At 46.9% G+C, this 19,079-nt stretch carries 16 protein-coding genes and 3 tRNA genes; 5 read left to right on the top strand and 14 right to left on the bottom strand.

The features are described from left to right. Positions 1–45: 45 nt before the first annotated feature. Complete coding sequence (locus FMS18_RS10090) at positions 46–402, bottom strand: STAS/SEC14 domain-containing protein (protein ID WP_163294086.1); 357 nt, start codon at positions 400–402, stop codon at positions 46–48. Next, positions 399–1,553, bottom strand: coding sequence for a HAMP domain-containing sensor histidine kinase (locus FMS18_RS10085; protein WP_163294084.1), 1,155 nt, complete (start codon positions 1,551–1,553; stop codon positions 399–401). Before FMS18_RS10085 ends, FMS18_RS10090 begins: the two co-directional genes overlap by 4 nt. Positions 1,554–1,750: 197 nt before the next feature. Here FMS18_RS10085 and FMS18_RS10080 point away from each other — a divergent pair, with 197 nt between their 5' ends. Then, on the top strand, positions 1,751–2,827 hold the full coding sequence (locus tag FMS18_RS10080; RefSeq protein ID WP_163294082.1) for a class I SAM-dependent methyltransferase: 1,077 nt from the start codon (positions 1,751–1,753) through the stop codon (positions 2,825–2,827). Between the two features lie 35 nt (positions 2,828–2,862). Here the strand turns inward: FMS18_RS10080 and FMS18_RS10075 are convergent, their stop codons facing one another. From FMS18_RS10075 to FMS18_RS10045, 7 genes are all read right to left on the bottom strand, one after another. Further along, positions 2,863–3,381, bottom strand: coding sequence for a DUF2087 domain-containing protein (locus FMS18_RS10075; protein WP_163294080.1), 519 nt, complete (start codon positions 3,379–3,381; stop codon positions 2,863–2,865). 217 nt (positions 3,382–3,598) lie between these two features. Next, the gene (locus FMS18_RS10070) at positions 3,599–4,111 is read right to left on the bottom strand and encodes a class IV adenylate cyclase (protein ID WP_163294078.1); all 513 of its coding nucleotides are present in this window, start codon (positions 4,109–4,111) and stop codon (positions 3,599–3,601) included. A gap of 125 nt (positions 4,112–4,236) precedes the next feature. Continuing rightward, positions 4,237–4,313 (bottom strand) — tRNA-Asp (locus FMS18_RS10065). A 179-nt stretch (positions 4,314–4,492) separates the two neighbouring features. Further along, complete coding sequence (locus tag FMS18_RS10060; protein WP_163294076.1) at positions 4,493–5,155, bottom strand: bifunctional 2-polyprenyl-6-hydroxyphenol methylase/3-demethylubiquinol 3-O-methyltransferase UbiG; 663 nt, start codon at positions 5,153–5,155, stop codon at positions 4,493–4,495. A 308-nt stretch (positions 5,156–5,463) separates the two neighbouring features. Further along, positions 5,464–6,735 carry a diguanylate cyclase gene (locus FMS18_RS10055; RefSeq protein ID WP_239061010.1) on the bottom strand — a complete coding sequence of 424 codons (1,272 nt, stop codon included), beginning with the start codon at positions 6,733–6,735 and terminating at the stop codon, positions 5,464–5,466. Between the two features lie 14 nt (positions 6,736–6,749). Then, positions 6,750–7,070, bottom strand: a complete 321-nt coding sequence (locus FMS18_RS10050; RefSeq protein WP_163294072.1) for a hypothetical protein — start codon at positions 7,068–7,070, stop codon at positions 6,750–6,752. A gap of 21 nt (positions 7,071–7,091) precedes the next feature. After that, positions 7,092–7,628 carry a heme NO-binding domain-containing protein gene (locus tag FMS18_RS10045; protein WP_163294070.1) on the bottom strand — a complete coding sequence of 179 codons (537 nt, stop codon included), beginning with the start codon at positions 7,626–7,628 and terminating at the stop codon, positions 7,092–7,094. A 253-nt stretch (positions 7,629–7,881) separates the two neighbouring features. Here FMS18_RS10045 and FMS18_RS10040 point away from each other — a divergent pair, with 253 nt between their 5' ends. Next, positions 7,882–12,864: a diguanylate cyclase gene (locus tag FMS18_RS10040; RefSeq protein WP_163294068.1), complete on the top strand. Its 4,983-nt coding sequence runs from the start codon at positions 7,882–7,884 to the stop codon at positions 12,862–12,864. 99 nt (positions 12,865–12,963) lie between these two features. Here FMS18_RS10040 and FMS18_RS10035 read toward each other — a convergent pair. The 5 genes from FMS18_RS10035 to FMS18_RS10015 form a co-directional block, all read right to left on the bottom strand. Next, a tRNA-Asp gene (locus tag FMS18_RS10035) sits at positions 12,964–13,040 on the bottom strand. Positions 13,041–13,081: 41 nt separating this feature from the next. Further along, a tRNA-Val gene (locus FMS18_RS10030) sits at positions 13,082–13,157 on the bottom strand. 132 nt (positions 13,158–13,289) lie between these two features. After that, a complete protein-coding gene (locus tag FMS18_RS10025) occupies positions 13,290–14,066 on the bottom strand; it encodes a class I fructose-bisphosphate aldolase (RefSeq protein ID WP_163294059.1) in 777 nt (258 codons plus the stop codon). A gap of 22 nt (positions 14,067–14,088) precedes the next feature. Next, on the bottom strand, positions 14,089–15,345 hold the full coding sequence (locus tag FMS18_RS10020) for an RsmB/NOP family class I SAM-dependent RNA methyltransferase (RefSeq protein WP_163294057.1): 1,257 nt from the start codon (positions 15,343–15,345) through the stop codon (positions 14,089–14,091). Positions 15,346–15,386: 41 nt separating this feature from the next. After that, entirely contained in the window at positions 15,387–15,686 is a 300-nt protein-coding gene (locus tag FMS18_RS10015) for a hypothetical protein (RefSeq protein ID WP_163294055.1), read from the bottom strand. Positions 15,687–15,725: 39 nt separating this feature from the next. Here FMS18_RS10015 and FMS18_RS10010 point away from each other — a divergent pair, with 39 nt between their 5' ends. The 3 genes from FMS18_RS10010 (at position 15,726) to FMS18_RS10000 (ending at position 19,075) form a co-directional block, all read left to right on the top strand. Next, a complete protein-coding gene (locus FMS18_RS10010) occupies positions 15,726–17,372 on the top strand; it encodes an FG-GAP-like repeat-containing protein (protein ID WP_163294053.1) in 1,647 nt (548 codons plus the stop codon). A gap of 137 nt (positions 17,373–17,509) precedes the next feature. Beyond that, complete coding sequence (locus FMS18_RS10005) at positions 17,510–18,529, top strand: TRAP transporter substrate-binding protein (RefSeq protein ID WP_163294051.1); 1,020 nt, start codon at positions 17,510–17,512, stop codon at positions 18,527–18,529. A gap of 48 nt (positions 18,530–18,577) precedes the next feature. Beyond that, entirely contained in the window at positions 18,578–19,075 is a 498-nt protein-coding gene (locus tag FMS18_RS10000; protein WP_163294049.1) for a TRAP transporter small permease, read from the top strand. The last annotated feature ends 4 nt before the right edge of the window (positions 19,076–19,079 follow it).

The following is a 19,079-nucleotide window of genomic DNA, read 5'->3' as shown; positions in this document are numbered from 1 at the left end:
CTCGGTTCAGTTGTCAACAAAATTTTTAAAAAAAGTTGCAAAAAGTTATTCTTTTACCCATTCGATCGCTTCTTCTTTTTGTTTTGGGGTATAATGACGGACTTCGATTGAGGGAAACAGCTTGTCTCCGATCTTGATCAGCGGTTCATGCCACTTGCTTTCCGATACGACTGCTTTTTTGGAGAATCGTTTCAGGTTTGGCAGGGCGAATTTGAGGTCCTCCACAAGGGCATTGAAAGAAATTCCCCCCATTTCAACTACTTCTACATAGACGGCGATCCTTTCCTCGCTCTCCATTTTTTTCTCGCATACTGCAATCATCCGCTGCATGTCTTCTTCGTGGATTTTGCCGTTGATTTTAAGGGCCAGTACCTTGGGTGCAATTTCCAAAATTTCAATCATGGCTGCTCCGATTTTTGTTCCTGATTATCAGGAAGTGAGATGGAAAAAATGGTGCCTGTTTCCGGCGTGGATTCAAACCATACTTTTCCCTTGAGATATTTTTCCACCAGCAGTTTCATGCTGTAGGTTCCCAGACCTCTTCCGTCTCCTTTTGTAGAAAAGGAACGTTTGAAAATTTGTCTTTGGTTTTTTTCTGGAATGAAAAGAATGTTATGGCCCCAGAACCGAACATAATCATCCTGTTTCTGACAGCCGATAGTAATCGTTTCTCCAGGTTCCGAGGCTTCAAGGGCATTTTTGACCATATTACCCAAAGTTCTGACCAGAATGGTTGAATCCGTATTAAAATAGAAGTCATCAAAATCTTCAGATATGGATATCTGGCGGTCAACACAGAGTGGATGGCTGCTGTACATTCCCCATACTTTTCTCAGCGTCCCTTTGCTTGATGTGGGTTTAAGGGAAATTTTCAAGCTGCCTTCTTCTGCTCTGGTAACGTCTCTTTGGGCTTGGATCTCTTCCGTCAGTTGGGAGATGGTGTTATCCATTTTGACACATTGCTTGTGGATGTAGTCTGACGTTGAGCTTCGGCAAAGCATTTGCGAGGCGTAACGCAGCCCAGTGGCAAGATTCAAGACATCATGGAAGAACAAGTGTTCAAGGTTCTTTCTTCTTTTTTCGTGGCTGATATCCAGTACCGTAAAGATTACAAGATCATTATCCTCGTATTTAAAAGGCGAGGTGAAGACCTGAAGATCCAGTGACTCATTAAAATCCGGAGTATGTACTAATATACGGCATTCTTCTGTGTGTGCTGTTCCTTCAAGAGATTTAATTATGGCGGCAGCAGCTCCGCAATCCCTACAGAATTTGCTTGTTCCGCAGCCTCCGTCATTGGTGTGGGCGTGAATGCAGCCCAGTGCTTCTCCCGGACGGAGACCTACGGTCTCGTGTGCATTTTCGCTTTTGGCCATTGATTGGAATACAGAGTTGCAGAATACAGCCTGACGGCATGAGTTGATCACAAGAAGCGGGGTCGGCAGGGCATGGAAGGCTGCGATTATGGGATTTTTTTGTATATTTTCTGCCAGTTCACGAATCTCCGACAATGGAGCTCTTTCGGCAGGGGCAAAATCTGTAGGCATGTTCATTCATGACCTCGTTAAACAATTTTTTCGTATATTAGGGTTCAATCTATATTAGTAACTTATTTTGCATAATATGCAAACAAGAACCCTCGCCGCGAGTGGAGGTAATTCCTGTTGGGTGAACGCTGTTGCAAGAAGTTGTTTTTTATTCCAAAGATCATAAAAAAAATACAATTATAAATTCCTGCGGAGAATTCCATATGAGTAATAAAACTGAAATTTTTAGTAAAAAAATGTGCGATATCCTGAATTACGGTGCCCTAAATCTGGCCATGGGAATTGGCTATGAGTCAGGTCTTTTCGAGGCTTTGTCAGGTATGGGTGCCCCTGCCTGCTGTGCGGATATTGCCGCTGAGGCCGGAGTCAGTGAACGTTATCTGCGTGAATGGCTGGGAGTCATGGTCTGTGGGGAAATTGTAGAGGTCCGCGTTGATAAGCAGGGGCAGGAGCTTTTTGAATTACCCGGAGAGTATGTTTCCTTTCTCTGCCGTTCGGGAGGTAATTCAAATCTTGGCGTATACACGCAGGAAATACCCCTGCTTACTGATTGTGCAAGGGAAGGTGTGCTTGAGGGTATGCAGAGCGGTGCAGGAATTTCTTATGAACGCTACCCAAAATTTTATTCTTTCATGGAGCAACTGGCAGATGCCAAGCATCGTGATGTGCTGGTGCAGACTTTCCTGCCCTCAGTCATGGACGGTGAGATGGTCCGTCGTTTGGAAGAAGGAATTTCTGTCTGCGACATAGGTTGCGCTGAAGGTGTGGCTCTTGAGGTCATGGCGCAGGCTTTCCCTAATTCACAATTTACGGGCACAGATATTTCTGAAGAATCCCTGAATAATGCTCGCAAGCGGGTTGCTGAACTGGGACTGAATAATCTTTCTTTCCAGCTTCAGGATGCTGCCGGGGATAAGGTTGAGCCACAGCAGTTCGACTACATCACCGCCTTTGATTCCATCCATGACCAGACCCGTCCTTTTGAGGCTCTACGAAATATACACAAGATGCTAAGGTCCGGTGGAGTCTTTTCCATGATCGATATCAAGGCCGGTTCTTCAGTCAGCGAAAATATTGAGCACCCTATGGGATCGTTCCTTTATACGGTAAGCCTGATGCACTGCATGCCTGTGGGGCTGATGGGCGGCGGCACCGGTTTGGGCATGATGTGGGGACGGGAAAAGGCGGTCTCCATGTGCTATGATGCCGGATTCAGCAGGGTTGAGGTGAATGATATCCCCGAAGATGGTTTCAACAGTCATTATCTCTGCTTCAAATAAAGAAAGGGTGCCGGACTTAAGTCGGCACCCTTTTTTTATTGGTTGATCTGTTTGATCAGCTCCACAGCTTCAAGCGGGGGGCGGGATTCAAACCGTTTATATTCGCATCCGTCAGCAGTGCGCGAAACCAGATTTTCATCCACCAGCCAACGTCGGAGCATGGCATGATCGCAAAATGAGTGCGCCAGAATCAACTGTTCGTCAATTTCAAGCTCCGTCATAGTTTGGCGAGCCGGCAACCGGGACCAGAGAACCCATAGGCAGAGAACGCGCTGATTGTACTTTTTGGGCCAGCGGGAGAGTTGTCCGTTCAGGTCAAAGTAACGGGTTGCCTTCTGAACCCGTTTAAGGTCGATTGTGACAGTATCATTTTTTTGAGGTGTTTCCTGCTCGGCTTTGAGGTGCTGGAAGTTTTTGTAACCTCCGGCTTTTGCCAGCAGATTGAGCATCTCCACATGGCTGGGTATGCGCTCTGCATTTTCCAGCTGTCTGCGGAGGTTGCGCGACAATGCGGACACATCATTGATGACAAGGGGGAGTTGTGTTCGAGACATGGTTTATCCTTACTTTCGTGCCCATCGCATGAAAAAGGGATTGTCAGTGGCCGTCCTTCCGACTCGGCACGGGATAAGTGTCGAACGGGATAAATGAGTAGCAGGTTTAGCTCCCCGAATGGGGCGACGGCGCCTTGGTGAACTGCTGACCGGGGGTAAAAGTATCGTAGAGAGGAGGCGGAGGCAATATAAATGTGTACAGCGATTACGCTGCTTTTCAAGAAATGCTTTCCAAAAGGTCTATGTAGGACTCTGCAACGAGGTCTTCGTGTTTTATTTCGAGGCACCTCATTAACTCGTTAGCAATCGCAATACCTTCTGACGCTGTTTCGTTGTTATTCAAGACTACTTCGAATTCTAAAAAATTCCCAAGCTTTTGGACTTCATCCACATGTATTCTTGTGTTTTCGTAAAAGAAAAGGGTTCTTTTCTTTTCGATGATTCCTCTTGTCCCCAAGATAGCGTTTAGTATTTTGTGTGTATATTCGGGAAAAGCTATTGGGATACGTAGATAGCTGGATTGTTTTGGCTCTGTTGAATTGTCTCTCTTGTATATGATCAGTTCGGAGGTTCCGTTAACATTTCTAAGCTTAATGCGATAAGATTGTAGTCTGTAAAAGATGTCTTTTTGTAATAGCAGATCATCGTGATGACCGCATAGCTGCTTTACTTTTTGCATTAAGTTTTCTGGGGCACTAACATGGGCTTTAATTTCTATGTTGCTCGACATGGTTCTTCCTTAGTCGTTATGTTTTATCAAACTTGTGTCCAAGAGCAGGCCCTGATCTTTTGTGTTCGATACATCAAAACAGAAAAAGCCACCAATCTTACGATTGATGGCTTCTCCGCGAAAAGTGGCGGAGCCGACGAGACTCGAACTCGCGGCCTCCGGCGTGACAGGCCGGCGTTATAACCAGCTTAACTACGGCTCCGCATACAGAATCAAGGCGTTAAGCAGCACTTGATTGCGTTGTGTGAAGAAGTTTCTATGCAAAACTGCATTCGCTCGCAATTATAAAGATAAAAATAATTATAATCGTCTATTCTTGCTTCAAATTATTGTTAACCATCAGCGATAACAATGGTTTGCAACGCAATAAAAGCTTGTTTTTTATCCTTTGGATAGTTTCACAACCACGTTGGCCATGCCGACTTTTTTCAGCATCTGGTACCTTGTTTCCGGGGTGCTGATTTTTTCAATGGCTTTTTCAACGGCGACATAAGGAACCATTGAGGTGGTGAATCTGGTATGCCCGAAAAAGGGTGCTACCTTGAATCCGACTTTAGATCCCAGCTCGGAAATGCTGGAGTAGGTGGGCAGGCCAATGTGTTCCGGAATATGCTGGCGGATGTTGTGAAGATGAGGAGCGCGAACGTAAAATGTTCCGCCGCTTTCCAGCATTTCATATACTGCCTTGAGGTGGGCTTCCTGCAAATCGTAGGGCAGGTGCTCATACATATCGAATGAATATACGATATCGAATTTTTCATTCAGCGGCTTGGTTGCATCAAGAGGAAGGCTGCGGACCCCGGCATTGTGCCTGTCTGAGAGGGCTTTGGTCTGGCTGACGTTGGTTTCCGACAGGTCGGTGGCTGTCACTTTCTTCCCTTTCAGGGCGAAAAATACGGCTGAAGATCCGAAACCGCAACCAACTTCAAGGGTTTTGGTTTTTTCATTTTTTAAAATGGCATTGAAGAGGGATTTGACCTTGTTGGGGTATTTGCCTTTGAGATAGTTGGCAATATGTTTCTCTTCGTTATTCATATCCAGCATGTTGAGACCTCTTATCTGTATATTTTATTTGATGGAATTCAAAAGCAGCATGACGAATCAATCAAGTCGTAGGCAATAGTATTACTGTTTTGCAATGAAGAAATAGCCGGCATTCCGGCCAGCCCCTAGCATGATTACTGTTGCTCGCACTAATTGCTTGAATTGGATTTTGTCATTGCAGATTGCCCCTATACTGCAAATAGTGAACTTAATCTACAATTTCGATATCGCGCGCGTAGTTAAAAAAAGCCAGCTGACTGGTTAAGCTAAGGTTGATAGCTTTTGGGTTGCAAGTGCTGGCAGGAGTTTTATTGCTCATCTGGATAATTGCGGATCACCTTATTGCGTCCTTGTTCTTTGGCTTTGTAAAGAGCGTCATCTGCCCGGCGGATTATGTTTTCAAACTTTTGATCATCTTTGCTGAATCCAGTCACCCCGGCTGAGACCGTTATAGGACCCAGGCTCTTTCCTTCATACTCGATACAAAGTTTATTTGCGGCAACGCGAATATTTTCAGCTCGTTTGACTGTGTTTTCAGACGACGATTTAGCAAGTATAAGCAGAAACTCTTCTCCTCCATAGCGGCATACAACATCGCTTTTTCGTACCTGTGTTGAGAGCATGGCGGATAGCTGGATTAAGGCCTGATCGCCGGCCTGATGTCCGTGCGTATCATTGAAAATTTTGAAGTGGTCCACATCAAGTAATATAATCCCGAAGGTGTCACTGGCGTCTCTTTTAGCCTTTGCCAGCTCCTGCTCAAGAACGTGTTCCATGTAGCGTCTATTGAATAAGCGGGTAAGCGGGTCGCGAATGGATTTTTCCTCAAGACGCTGACGCAGCCTGATGTTTGAGAGGGCAAGGGCGATATGTTCTGCGAGGGTTGCAGCAAGGGTCTGTTTGCTTTGCAGCCATTCTTCTTGGTCTTCATACGAAGTTTCCATGCCATAGTGAAAATGGATCAGCCCCAACGTCTTTTCGCCAAATCTCAGAGGGCGGCAAAAGTAATATTCATCGCCCATGTTTTCCAATTCCGGGCACCCACTTTCCATATGGGGACCGTGTCCGGAAAATGAAGTTTTTCCTACGATTGCCGGACAGTCTTCGTGTGTGAATGTTTTTCCAAGGCGATGATTTTGTCCGCCCCATTCGGCACTGATCTTGAAATATCCAAGTTCTTCATCAAAACATGATATACGGCCGAAGCTGTCAGGGAATAGGGTTTGAACCGCTCTGACGACAGTTGGGAGTGCTTCGGATATTGTCTGGCAGCGGTGGAGTTCTTCCCCTGTCTCATTCAAAATACGCAAATCATTGTTGGAGGCACGCAGGCGTTCTACAAAATGTTCCAGCCTGTTATTTGCTTTGGATAGTTCTTTTGTCCTTTCCTGAACCTTGTCCTCAAGGGATAGATTGGTTTGTTCGAGGATCTCCTGAGTCTTGCGCCGGGCTTTGGTCTCTTCAAGGAGTTTATCGGCAAGTCTTTGAGTATCGTTGTGGATGCTTTCCTGAACCTGCATGAGAACTAGATAGTCCAGCGTGTTGTCGTGCTGGGCAAAGTCGTTCAACTTTAAGCCCAGTTTTTCTATTTCGCTTAAATCCCGTAAGATAGGTGATCCGAAAAAAGCAACTCGGTTTTACCGTGATAGCCTACTTCGAGCACCTGTCCCTTGAGCATAAGATTTCCATCGTGGGCTTCAAGGATGAAAGTTGTGGATGATTGTTCCACTATTTTTTCGAAATTCAATTCAGTCGGCGGAGTCTTGATTTGAAAAAGATCATTCAAAACGGTCGTATTTTCAAATTCATATCCGAGTTTGAGCAGTGACTTGCCTATGCTTGTAATTTTCAAGTCATGATCAAGTAGTATATGGAACGGAAAAGCTGACTCGAAGATTTGTTTTCTGGATATCATGCTCAGTTTTCTCTTTGTCCACTAACCGAAGGAAACGTGGAAAATCGCATGATCAGCTGACTCCGCAGAATCAATGAGCTCAATTTTTACAGGAGTGTTGAACCATTCGCTGATCCCTTCGATCATTCCTTCGACCATGGGGGATAAGCCCTGTCGTTGTGAATAATAGTGAACAACAAGAGATGAATCTGTCTGGTCTGTGATTTTAAACGATGGCGGCGTCAGCTTGGGCAGCATATGCGATACCCTGCTGTGAATGCTGTTTAAATTCCCGAGGAATTCCTGAAAAGAATCCCCGGTCATATTGAAAATTCCTTTGTATTCACGGGCTGCGTTGCCGATCCACCATTTACCGAATGCATGCAGAACTTGTTCCGGCGGTAAACCCAGAACTTCACTGGCGGCAACCACCAGACTGAGTGTTACTTCGTCCGGATAAGGTTCCATGGCAACAAAAACATCTTCAACCCCGGACTTGTCACAAATGGCTTCCCAAGTTTCCTCTCCAAAGCTCTGGGTGACCATTTTCCGTATTCCTTGATTCACTAAACCATACATAAATATTCCTCCCCTATAAAAAAGATCTATTATACAGGAGGTCAATTGTCCAGTGTGGGGAGGACGGGAAGAGGTAAAGTTACTTAGTGGATGAGGGCTCTTTTCGCATTGCAGGCTGCCGTATAATTTGTCCTATATATTGTACCACCGTGTGTAATATGATAGCATAGTATGTCTTCAACGTCTTAAGATCACAGCTTTATTGTTAAATGGCTGAATGCATTGATTAGATAATGTGCGGGAGAGTTTATATATGGGATACGAGCAAACCTACCATAATGAGGAATGTTTTTACGAAAGTGTAAGCACTCGCATTGCTCGGGCAGTTTCCGCGGAAGGACTTCCCGTTGTTCTTAAGTCTCTTGGCAATACTATTGCCATTCCAAAGCAATCTCATAGGTTATCCCGCGAATTCAGTATTCTTTCCAGTCTGCCGGAACAAAGTGTGCCCAAGGCAATCGCTCTGGATTCGTCTGGTCATGATCCTGTTATAGTCATGGAGGACAATGGTGCAACGGCCCTTAACCAGAGCTGCGATTTCGGCAGTGTGGGCATAGCTAAATTTCTTGATTTAGCCATCAATGTGACCGGATGTCTGGGGGACATCCATGCTGCCGGATATGTCCATAAAGATATCAATCCATCAAATATTATTGTGCTGGAGGACGGAGTGTCCGTCCGGATTATTGACTTCGGGCTATCCGTTCCTTTCGGGCTGGGAGGAGGACAGTTTTTCAGCCACTACAATACACTGGAAGGAAGTCTCTATTATATCGCCCCGGAACAGACCGGACGGTTGAATCTTGCCCTTGACAACCGGGCCGATTTTTATGCTCTCGGTGTGACCTTTTACGAGTTACTTACGGGGCACCGGCCATTTCAAGGTAAGGATGCACTGGCATTGGTCCATGCCCATATTGCAAAAGAGCCTGCTTCGGTCGCAGAATACAGAAGAGACATCCCCCGGGCAATTTCAGACATCATTGAGAAGCTTATGGCTAAAAATCCTGATGATCGGTACCAGACCGCCAAAGGCCTTCTGGATGATCTCAGTATTTGCAGGCAAGAATGGGTTCAGCATGCAGATATTCATTCTTTTCTCTTAGGGCGGACGGATTTTTCCGCCGTGCTGCATGCTCCTCGTTCACTCTACGGCAGGAAAAAAGAAAAGGAAAAGCTGATTCAGGCTTATAAGATTGTAGAGTCAGGGGAAAAGCAGATTGTCACGGTGTCCGGTTTGTCCGGTACAGGTAAAACTGCTCTTGTGGGTGAATTGTTTGATTCGATAACCCGGAGTAAAGGTCTTTTTTGTGCTGGGAAGTTTGACCAATACCAGAGTGATCGACCGTATCAGGCCTTTATGGAGGCTTTTGGAAAAATCATTAAGTGGATTTTGGCTGAAGATGAAGACTCTCTGAAACAATGGCAAGAGCATTTGGTAGAAGCTTTGGGTGGGGTCGGCGATGCTCTGGTTGAGGCTTTGCCGGAGCTGGAGCATATCATTGGTCCGCAGCCAGCTTCCCCGGAAATGGTCGGCGAAGAGGCTCGCAACAGATTCCTTTTCGGTATTCGCAAATTTATTGAGGCTGTTGAAAAGCATATTCATCCGTTGGTCATTTTTATCGACGACTGCCAATGGATGGATATTGGTTCAAAAGATATTTTTACCCTCCTTGCCGATAGTGACGCATGTCCCAATCTTTTGCTGATTTGTGCCTTCCGTGATCTTGAATTGCAGGGAGATATACCTTTCAGGCACGTTTACAGCCAGCTCAAACAGCTTCCTGTGCTGACCGAGATACCTCTTGAGGGGCTTGATGGACAAGATGTGCGGGCATTGGTGCGGGATGTACTCCCCAATAGTGCCGGAACTGATCCCCTTGCTGATGTCATCCACGCCAAGACCGGAGGGAATCCGTTTTTCAGTATGCAGTTTCTGCTGGGAATTTACGCCGATAAGTACCTTGAGTTTGTGCCTGCCACAGGAGGTTGGGTATGGGACCTCGAAAAGATTCAATCTGAAAACGTAACTGAGAATATGGTGGAATTCATGCAATACCGCCTGACTCAACTTTCAGGCTCCATCTATAAGTTGTTGAGCACAGCTTCTTGCCTTGGGTATAGATTTGACACGGGGATTCTGTCTTTAATTACCGGGCAGGACCAACAGGATATTGAGGCAATACTCAAGCCGGCTTTTTCAGAAGGCATAGTCATTCCCTTGGGGGAAACAGTTCTGGGTTTTGCACATGACCGTATTCAGGAAGCCTTGTATTCATCCCTTGCCGAGCAGGACCGCCTGACCCTTCACAAGTTGGCAGGCACGGAAATAGCCAAAGATTTGGGAGCAACCAGTTCTGCTGAAAAAGTGTTTTATGCAGCGCATCATCTCAACTTCTGTCAGGACATCATGAATGCTGAGGAAAAAAAGCAGCTTATGGCCCTCAACATAAATGCCGGGCGCAGGGCGGTTGCATCTTCTGCTTATGATAAGGCACTTGAATTTTATGAGATTGCCATCAAACTTGCTTCGAGGGACATCTGGAATCTGGAATATGAGACAGCCTTGTCTCTTTTTACGCAAACAGCCAAGGCAGCCAGTCTGTCCGGGAATTTTTCAAAATTTGACCACTTCGGCGGCCTTGTGCTTGAACACGCCCATGACTTCAGGGATACTTTTGATATCCGGCTTGAAGAAATTTATACCATGCATGCCGGGGGCAATTCTGTTCAGGCTGTAGAGCTGGCCCGAACTATTCTCGCTGACTACGGGCTTACATTTCCCAAGAATCCCAGTCCGGACCATATCCAGCAGGCCATGACCGCTTTGCTTAAAAGAATTGATCGTCAGGGCATTGAATCCCTTGCGAATCTTCCTGAAGCAACGGACAGGGACATGTTGGATGAAATGAAGGTTATTACTCAGGTGCTTGACGCATTGTACATTGCGGCACCAATGCTCATGCCCCTGATGATAATGGAACAGACACGGCTTTCCATTGAGTTCGGTGTTTGCAAGGAGTCTTGTGTCGCATTCTCTTTTATGGGGCTTATCCTGTGTTCCTGCGGTCAGGTGGATACAGGCTTCCGGCTGGGGCTTCTTTCCCTGAAACTGCTGGACCGCTTAGAAGCTGATGAATACCGAAGTATTACCCTCTCAGGAGTTTATAACGGTGTATATCATTGGAAAGAGGATATCCGTGACTGCATAGCCCCCCTGCGCGATTCTTATTTCTGGGGCTTGAAAAAAGGGGATCATACATTTGCGGCATCTTCACTTCATTGTGCATGGTTTCTCGAGTTTTTAGTCGGCTACCCGCTCAAGGAATTGCATAGCAGTCTCAATGAAACAATGGCAGCCATGCGTGCCATCCATCAAAAGCCGCAACAGGTATTTCTCGGGTGCTATGGACAGCATATGGAGAATCTTTTTGAGATAACGGATTCACCATGGAAGCTGTCCGGCAGTATCATGGATGAAGAGCCGGTCCTTGAGGAGCTTCAGGCGACAGGAAACCATACCGGACTTTTTGTGTTCTATTTTAACCGGGCTGTTCTCGGATATTTGTTTGACCACCTTGCAGAAGCTCGTGAAGATATTCTGTTGGCGGAAAAGTATATCCAGAGTGTTACCGGTCTTTTTCTTGTCCCTCTGCATTATCAGTTCAAGGGACTAATCTTTCTACGAAATTTCAATGAAGTTGAAAAAAGTAAACAGGCGGAATCCATTGCCGTAGCAGAACAGTGTCTGGATATTTTGCGACCAATGGCAGAAGCTTCTCCAGTTAACCATTTTCACCGGATCAGGTTACTTGAAGCAGAATTGGCTCAAGTCCGTGGTGATTCGGCGTTGGCCCGTGAAGTTTACGATGCCGCCATTGACCTTGCAAAAGAGCATGATTTTATAAACGATCGGATTATTGCCTGTTTAAATGCAAGCCGTTTTTACGAATCAGCTGGTCATCCCAAATTATCCGGATTCTATTTTGAAGAAGCGATATCTGATTGCAGGAAATGGGAAGCTCATGGTCTAGCCCATAATCTGCTGAGCAACCGGGAATCATCCGCACAGGAAATGCATAGCAAATTTTCAACTGTGCATGCCCACAGCCTGTCCGTTACCGGGAGCAGTATACAGACATTGGATGTTGGGAGCCTGTTCAAGTCGGTAAAAGCCCTTTCCACAGAAATGGATTATTCAAAACTGTTGGAAATGATAATGACTGTGATCATGGAAAATATGGGCGCTGAAAGGGTCGCTATGGTCGAAACAAACAATGACCAATTAATGGTGCAGATTGATGCATTCACTAATAGAGTGATTGGAACTGAGTTTCCGGTTCAGCTTACTGAATATGAAAGTATTCCCCGTGGTCTTATTTTAAGTGCGGCTCGCGAAAAAGCTCCGCTTATCATTGAGGAGCCGCACCTGCATGGCACTTATGGCAAGGAACCGTATTTTGCTGAAAACAGACCTTTATCAGTGATGGCCTATCCGGTTTTGAACAAGGGTGAGCTTGCCGCTGTGATTTACCTTGAACATGGAGTTGTAACAGGCCTCTTCAGCAGGGAGAGGTTGGATGTTTTGGAAATTTTGGCGGGGCAGGCTGTTGTTTCGCTTGAAAATGTCCGGCTTTACGAGGAACTTAAGAAATATTCCCAGACCTTGGAAGACACCGTGGCCCAGCGAACCGCCGAATTGGAAAAAGCCAATCGCAGGCTGGCATTGCTCTCTATACAGGATGCATTGACGGGGATAGCAAACCGTAGACATTTTGATGCGGTAATACAAACTGAGTGGAAAAAGATGATCAGGGAAAACAAACCAATTTCACTCATCCTGATGGATATAGACTACTTCAAAAAGTACAATGACAGCTATGGTCATCAGCAAGGGGACAGTTGTCTGGCGGCTGTTGCCAAGGCAGCTTCTGAGATTGTCAGCCGGCCTTCCGATCTGGTGGCCCGGTATGGGGGTGAAGAGTTTGCCATTATCCTTCCTTCTACAGATTCTTCAGGAGCTATGGCAGTCGCAGAAAGCGTCAGGCAGAAGATTTTATCCTTGGGCATTGAACATGTGAGTTCCGATAGTGAGGATGTTGTCTCAGCAAGTCTTGGAGTTTCTACTGCAATCCCGAAAGCAGGAGATGAGTTTGGGATGCTTGTTGAAAAAGCTGATACCGCTCTTTATGAAGCCAAGGAAAAGGGTAGAAATAAAGTGGTTTTATTTAGTTGAGAGGGCGTGATGGATCGGGGTTGATTTCTAAACGTTTGATGGAATGCTAAAAATAGAAAAAGCCACCAATCTTACGATTGATGGCTTCTCCGCGAAAAGTGGCGGAGCCGACGAGACTCGAACTCGCGGCCTCCGGCGTGACAGGCCGGCGTTATAACCAGCTTAACTACGGCTCCGCATATATTTATAAAGCGCGTTAAGCAGCGCTTGTTGACGATGGTAGGCGGAACAGGGCTCGAACCTGTGACCCTCGGCTTGTAAGGCCGATGCTCTCCCAACTGAGCTATCCGCCCACGTCAGTGTGGTTTAACGTAAGCCCCTTGAATGTCTGTCTCCATTCGGTGTTGCTCACTGCCACGAAGAGGGATACTGCCGATGTCGGCCTGTTTTGTCAAACGATTTTTTAAATATATTTAAAATAAGTTTTAATCACTTGAAATTACTTGTTTTTTGTGTGCAATTTCCGCGAATTTTTCCATGCTCTCCATGGGGGCTTCGGTCTGAAAAATGTTCCGCCCGATGCAGCAACCCTTGCAGCCCGATTTTAAACCTTCTGCGGTGTTGTTCAGGGCTCCTTCCAAGTTCTGTCCCAGCGGTCCTCCAGTGACCAGTACCGGAATCGGGCTGGCGGCAACTGCTTTCATGAAAGTGTCCCCGTTGTTGGGGTAGGGTACGGCTACGATATCCGGTCCCAGTTCTGCGCCGATGCGAATGCAGTGGGCAACAAGGCTGGAATCGTGCTCATTTACAATCTGACCGCCTCTTGCGAGGACGGTTGCCAGTACCGGGATTCCAAACTGGTGAGCTTCATCAGTGATTTCGCCGAGGTCCACCAGCATGCGGTCTTCCAGTTCGTTACCGATGTTAACGTGCATGGAGACCGCGTCCGCACCGAGGCGCAGGGCTTCTGAAATGGAGCAGACGATGTTTTTATTGTAGGAAGGGGAGCCGTGCCTTGTTCCGGCATTGAGCTGGATGATGAGATTTACATCAGTGGGCACGAGGTGCCCGTAGTGTCTGGCCAGTCCTTTGTTAAGGATGACACCTTGAACTCCGGATGCAGGCAGGGATTCGAGGATGGACTGGATGGAGCCGAGTCCCTCAATCATGCCTTCGTTGGCTCCGTGGTCGAGGGCCAGAATCAGCGTGTTTCCGCTTTCCTTGTCAAAAAGCCTTTGCAGGCGGCGGTTTGTTCCGTTCATTATCTTATTGGTCCTTATATTCTTATTTGTCCGTCCAGATGTACCGGGGTCCTTTTTTTCCGGTAAATCCGAGCAGCATATCTTTATAATAGAGTCCTACCGGGCCTTTGCCCTTGGCAGGGGCGGAGAGACTCTGCCCCGCCAGCAGGTTGGTAATGTCCTGCGGATTTTCGATCACCAGTGCCGAACTGTCCGGCTTTTCCGGCAGCAAACAGCGTCCGAAAGGGTCTGGCTTGAATTTGTCCCGGTTCAGTTTTCCGATGTGGAATCCCTGCCAGCGCAGTTCCTTGGGCAGGATTTCTAGGGCATGTTTGTTCAGAAACATAGCTTTGCCCTTGAATTCATATATTTCCCCTTCGGGAAGAGCTGTGAGATCTACTGAATCGGGGATTTCGGTTCTCTTGAAATTAATTTTTTTACCCGGAGGATTGCAGGTATCCGGGATTTGTTTTTCTTCGTTACCCGGCTTGCGCAGCCCGCAAAGATAAAATCCCTGTCCTCCGCCGGAACCATCCACGCGCAGCACTCCATCCATGTTTGGCAGAAGCGGATCGGCAATGGTGAATCCCTCGGGGTGCGGGAGATCGAAAAGCTCAAAGCCCAGTTCTTCAGTGGCGAAACGGGTTTGCTCTTCATTTTCCTGCACGTTGGTGGTGCAGGTGGAGTAGACTAGCCGTCCTCCGGGGGCGAGCAGTTCGTATGCCTTGCTCAGCAGCTTGCGTTGCAGCTTGACCAGCGGGATAGTTTTTTCACCCTTCCAGACTTCCATAGCCTTTGGGTTTTTATTCAGAGTGCCCCAGCCGCTGCATGGCGGGTCGAGCTGGATGATTTTCCAACTTGATGGGGGAAGAGGCAGTTTTTGGGATTCATAATGAACCGTTGCGGTGTTCACAGCCTGCACTTTGCGCAGATTCTGGCGCAGCAGGGCCAGACGGTCACTGGAAGGTTCGCTGGCCAGCACGAATCCGTCACGGCCTACCAGACGGGCCAACAGTCCGGTTTTGCTGCCGGGGGCGGCGCACATGTCCAGCACCACATCGCCTTCGTCCGGGCCCAGCATGAGCGGCGGCAGCATGGATGAACGGTCCTGTATGTAAATGCGTCCGAATCTGGCGGCTACGGATTCGCCCAGCGGGAAAGGTTCCTTTTCCAGAATGCGGGCCATGGAATAGAATGGTTCCGGTCTGAATTCAAAACCCTGCGCGCGGAGCAGCTCTTCCACTGTTTCCACGTCCTTTGGTCCGCAGATCAGCCTGAATGTTCTTAAATCTGTGTTCATATATATAGTGATGCGGTCGAAGAGTTTTCGGTTGAGGGGTGCTAATGGAGCAGGAAGCCGCAAAAAAGTAAAATAATGTAAAATTCTGGCCTGATATAACTTAAGAAAGACAGGCCGGGATATAAAAAAGTCTCAAATCCCTTGTAAACAGGAGCCAGAGAGATAAAACAGCAATGCCTGTTTGACAAGGGAATCGTTTGTCTGCACATTTCTTTGACTTTGCGTCCTACTGCATTAGCTGCTACAAGCTTTTTACCCGTTTTTAATAAATAGGCAGAGCCGGCTGCCGCCAGTTTGCTTTGCCGGTAGGATTTTTTTGTTGGATACCATGCTGTAATCATAACATATATTGACTGTAAATTTAGTCTGGAGGATTAACAATGTCGTTTCGACGTTTGATGATTTTTTTCATTGTCGCCGTTACCATGCTGGCTGCCAGTGCAGCTTTTGCAAAAGATGCCCGTACCTATGCGGTTTACCCTTTTGAGATTAATGGGCCGTCCCAATACAAGTATCTGAGCCGTGGTGTCCAAACCATGCTGACTTCACGTTTGAACTGGACCGGGCATTTCGAGCCCATGGCCGGTTCTGCCGATTTGAAGGAAGCTGACACACCTAAAAATCAAGTGGATGAAGTCAAGAAAGTTCAATCCCTAGAAGTTGATTATATTGCTATTGGCTCTGTGGTGATTGTTGGAAAACAGGCTTCCGTGGATGTACGCATGATCAATGCTGATGGGCATTCATGGACTAAAAGTGCCCAGACTACAATTTCCGAGCTGATTCCTGCAATTGATGGCATAGCTAAGGATATTAAGGGTGAGCTTTTCAAGAAACCGGGTAGCCAAAAAGCCAGCGAAGAAGAGAAACAACGTGAGGAATCCCGTCCGGACAGCCCCTTGAACCCTGAGTTCGTCACTGCGGCTGGAGCTGGAAAGGTTATGGAAAGTAAGATTAACCCCCAGTTCAGGTATCAGGGCGGAACAGAAACTCCCGGACGCTGGCGCAGCCAGACCATGAAATTCGTTAACCGTGGCGGATTTGTGCAGGATGTGACCGGTGACGGCAAAAAAGATCTGGTTGTTTTGTCTGAAACCGACGTGAAGGTTATGGCTATCGACGGGCAGCACCTGAAGGAAATCGCTACCTATAGCTACGGTAAGCGTGCTTCCGGATTGCGTATAAGCGGTATTGATCTGGACAGGGACGGAGTTTACGAAGTTGTCCTGTGTACAGAAATGAGCAGGAAGCCTTACTCATATATCATTTCATTTAAGGGTAAGACTCCCAAGGTCCTGCTCGACCGTAGCAAGAACTTTCTTTCTGTTATCAGAACCCCCCCGAACTTTACTGAAGCTCTGGTGGGACAGCGTTTTGACCCGCACAGAACTTTTTATTCCAAAGATCTTGTTGAATACACATATTCCAACGGTGATTTGATTCCGGTTCGTAAGTTGAAAGTTCCCGCCAACACCAATGTTTTTAACCTGACTTATCTGCCGATCAAAGGTGGCGATTACAAAATCATTGTTTTAAACAAGTATGGGCGGATCAATCTTTTTGATGATAAACTTGAACCTACTTATGAGAGTGCCAATACTTATAACTCTGCGGCAGTAGCTATTGATACTGTTTCAAAGTCACGCGGATTTAACGAGGAAAACAAGAAGGAACGCATGGAGCATAATTACTTTATTCCCATGCCCATTGCTGTTGCTTCTATTTCCGATCCCAATAAAAAAGAAGTCTTGTTGAATAAAGACCTTTCTGTGGCCGGACAGGTCTTCTCCAACTACAAGAACTTCTCGCAGGGGGAAATTCATGCCGAGTACTGGGATGGAGTCGGCCTTAACCTTGCCTGGAAGACCCGTCGGATCAAAGGAACAGTGACCAGCTACGGAGTAGCCGACATTGATAATGACGGAGCAGACGAACTTTATTGCATCCTGAATACTTATCCCGGATCGCTGGGAGTTAAGTACCGCAAAACTCTCATCATGGCCTACGAACTCAATATGGGCCAATAAGTCAGTTTGACCGGGCCTCCCGCTTCTTTGCGGGAGGCCTTTTTTATGATATAATCTGCCATTCTTTCAGTCGGAGCTGCCTTGCCCTGCTTCGCTGCCCAATCAAAAAAGTAAGTCCTTACAATGGAGGAAGTGTGATGAGAACCGGAAAAAAAGCCGGGATGCTTGCTGTGTTCATGTTGTGTGCTGTCCTTTTAAGTTCTGTTTCTGTTGTTTCTGCGGCGGAAGTCAGCCTTAGTTATGCAAACTTTCCACCTGCTAAAACTTTTCCCTGTGTACAGATGGAACGCTGGAAACAGGAAGTGGAAAAAAGAACCGGTGGTAAAGTTCAGGTTCAGACCTATCCCGGATCAACCCTGCTGGGTGCAAAAAATACCCTGCGCGGTGTCATGCAGGGGCAGGCCGATATCGGGTGTGTGAGCCTTGCTTATCATCCGGGTGTATTTCCGCTCAGTTCCGTCTTTGAGCTTCCGCTTGGATTTACCACTTCAACTTCCGCCAGCCTTGCCCTTTGGGATCTTTATACCAAATACCAGCCCAAGGAATTTAAGAAGTTCAAGGTGCTGACCATGTTCGCTTCCGCACCTTCCAATATTATGACCAAGGTTCCTGTTCGTACTCTTGCCGACCTGAAAGGTCTGGAAGTGCGTGCTTCCGGTATTCTGTCCAAAATTCTTGAATCGCTTGGTGCGACCCCGGTTTCCATGCCTATGTCCGCGACTCCCGAAGCCTTGCAGAAAGGTGTGGTCAAAGGTCTTTTTTCCTCTTTTGAGGTGCTTAAGGACTTGAATTTTGCCGAGATTTGCCGTTATGAAACCGAAACCAACACAGCGGTGTATCCTTTTGCCATCATCATGAACAAGAATTCATGGAATTCCCTGCCTGAAGACGTCAAGAAAGTTCTCAACGATCTCGGTCGTGAGCAGGCTGAATGGACCGGAAAGTACATGGATGAGCACGTGACCCGTTCTCTTGCATGGGCTAAGGACAAATATTCCATTGAGATGATCAAGTTGTCTGACGCTGACATGAAAGCCATCAAGGATAAGACCCTGCCGCTGATTGATGACTGGAAGAAGAAAGCTGCCGAAAAGGGCATTGACGGTGCAGCTGTCTTGTCCGATATCGAAGTTTCCCGCATTAAATATGAAAAATAGGTTTGTGAACTCCCCGCCAATACTGGCGGGGAGATTTTGATAAATATTATGATTGATTATCTTGAAAAAATTGCCATCTGGATTTGCCGCGCTCTGGCGGTAATTGCCGGAACTGCACTGACGCTGATGATTCTGCTGGCCTGCGCGAACATGGTTTCGCGTGCTGTCTGGGTTCCGGTCAAGGGGACCTTTGAGCTGATGGGATTTCTGGGTGCGGTGACAGCCGGGTTTTCTTTGGGCTTTTCACAGCTGCATCGCAGCCATATTGCGGTGGGACTTTTATTCCGCCATTTTCCCGGACCGGTACAGGTTGTGCTTGATGCATTGTCCAGTGCGGTTTCTTGTGTGTTCTTCTTTTTTTGCGCCAATGAGACTTTTAAATGGGGCATGTTTCTTTATGACCTTGAAGAGGTTTCAGAGACCTTGGGCATCCATTTTTATCCCTTTGTGTTTGCCGTGGCTTTTGGCTGTCTGGCTATGGCTTTTGTAATCATGCTTGATATTCTTCGTATCCTGCGCGGCAAGGAACCGCTTAAACCCGCATAATATT

This window comes from Desulfovibrio sp. JC022 (assembly GCF_010470665.1).
Classification (GTDB): Bacteria; Desulfobacterota; Desulfovibrionia; order Desulfovibrionales; family Desulfovibrionaceae; genus Maridesulfovibrio.
Note: the sequence above shows the minus strand (reverse complement) of the source record. Positions and strands in the feature narration are given on the sequence as shown.

What these genes read in the sequence shown, in the direction of transcription:
- FMS18_RS10090 (WP_163294086.1), bottom strand. Translation starts at nt 402, where the DNA reads ATGATTGAAATTTTGGAAATTGCACCCAAGGTACTGGCCCTTAAAATC.
- FMS18_RS10085 (WP_163294084.1), bottom strand. Translation starts at nt 1,553, where the DNA reads ATGAACATGCCTACAGATTTTGCCCCTGCCGAAAGAGCTCCATTGTCG.
- FMS18_RS10080 (WP_163294082.1), top strand. Translation starts at nt 1,751, where the DNA reads ATGAGTAATAAAACTGAAATTTTTAGTAAAAAAATGTGCGATATCCTG.
- FMS18_RS10075 (WP_163294080.1), bottom strand. Translation starts at nt 3,381, where the DNA reads ATGTCTCGAACACAACTCCCCCTTGTCATCAATGATGTGTCCGCATTG.
- FMS18_RS10070 (WP_163294078.1), bottom strand. Translation starts at nt 4,111, where the DNA reads ATGTCGAGCAACATAGAAATTAAAGCCCATGTTAGTGCCCCAGAAAAC.
- FMS18_RS10060 (WP_163294076.1), bottom strand. Translation starts at nt 5,155, where the DNA reads ATGCTGGATATGAATAACGAAGAGAAACATATTGCCAACTATCTCAAA.
- FMS18_RS10050 (WP_163294072.1), bottom strand. Translation starts at nt 7,070, where the DNA reads ATGATATCCAGAAAACAAATCTTCGAGTCAGCTTTTCCGTTCCATATA.
- FMS18_RS10045 (WP_163294070.1), bottom strand. Translation starts at nt 7,628, where the DNA reads ATGTATGGTTTAGTGAATCAAGGAATACGGAAAATGGTCACCCAGAGC.
- FMS18_RS10040 (WP_163294068.1), top strand. Translation starts at nt 7,882, where the DNA reads ATGGGATACGAGCAAACCTACCATAATGAGGAATGTTTTTACGAAAGT.
- FMS18_RS10025 (WP_163294059.1), bottom strand. Translation starts at nt 14,066, where the DNA reads ATGAACGGAACAAACCGCCGCCTGCAAAGGCTTTTTGACAAGGAAAGC.
- FMS18_RS10020 (WP_163294057.1), bottom strand. Translation starts at nt 15,345, where the DNA reads ATGAACACAGATTTAAGAACATTCAGGCTGATCTGCGGACCAAAGGAC.
- FMS18_RS10015 (WP_163294055.1), bottom strand. Translation starts at nt 15,686, where the DNA reads ATGATTACAGCATGGTATCCAACAAAAAAATCCTACCGGCAAAGCAAA.
- FMS18_RS10010 (WP_163294053.1), top strand. Translation starts at nt 15,726, where the DNA reads ATGTCGTTTCGACGTTTGATGATTTTTTTCATTGTCGCCGTTACCATG.
- FMS18_RS10005 (WP_163294051.1), top strand. Translation starts at nt 17,510, where the DNA reads ATGAGAACCGGAAAAAAAGCCGGGATGCTTGCTGTGTTCATGTTGTGT.
- FMS18_RS10000 (WP_163294049.1), top strand. Translation starts at nt 18,578, where the DNA reads ATGATTGATTATCTTGAAAAAATTGCCATCTGGATTTGCCGCGCTCTG.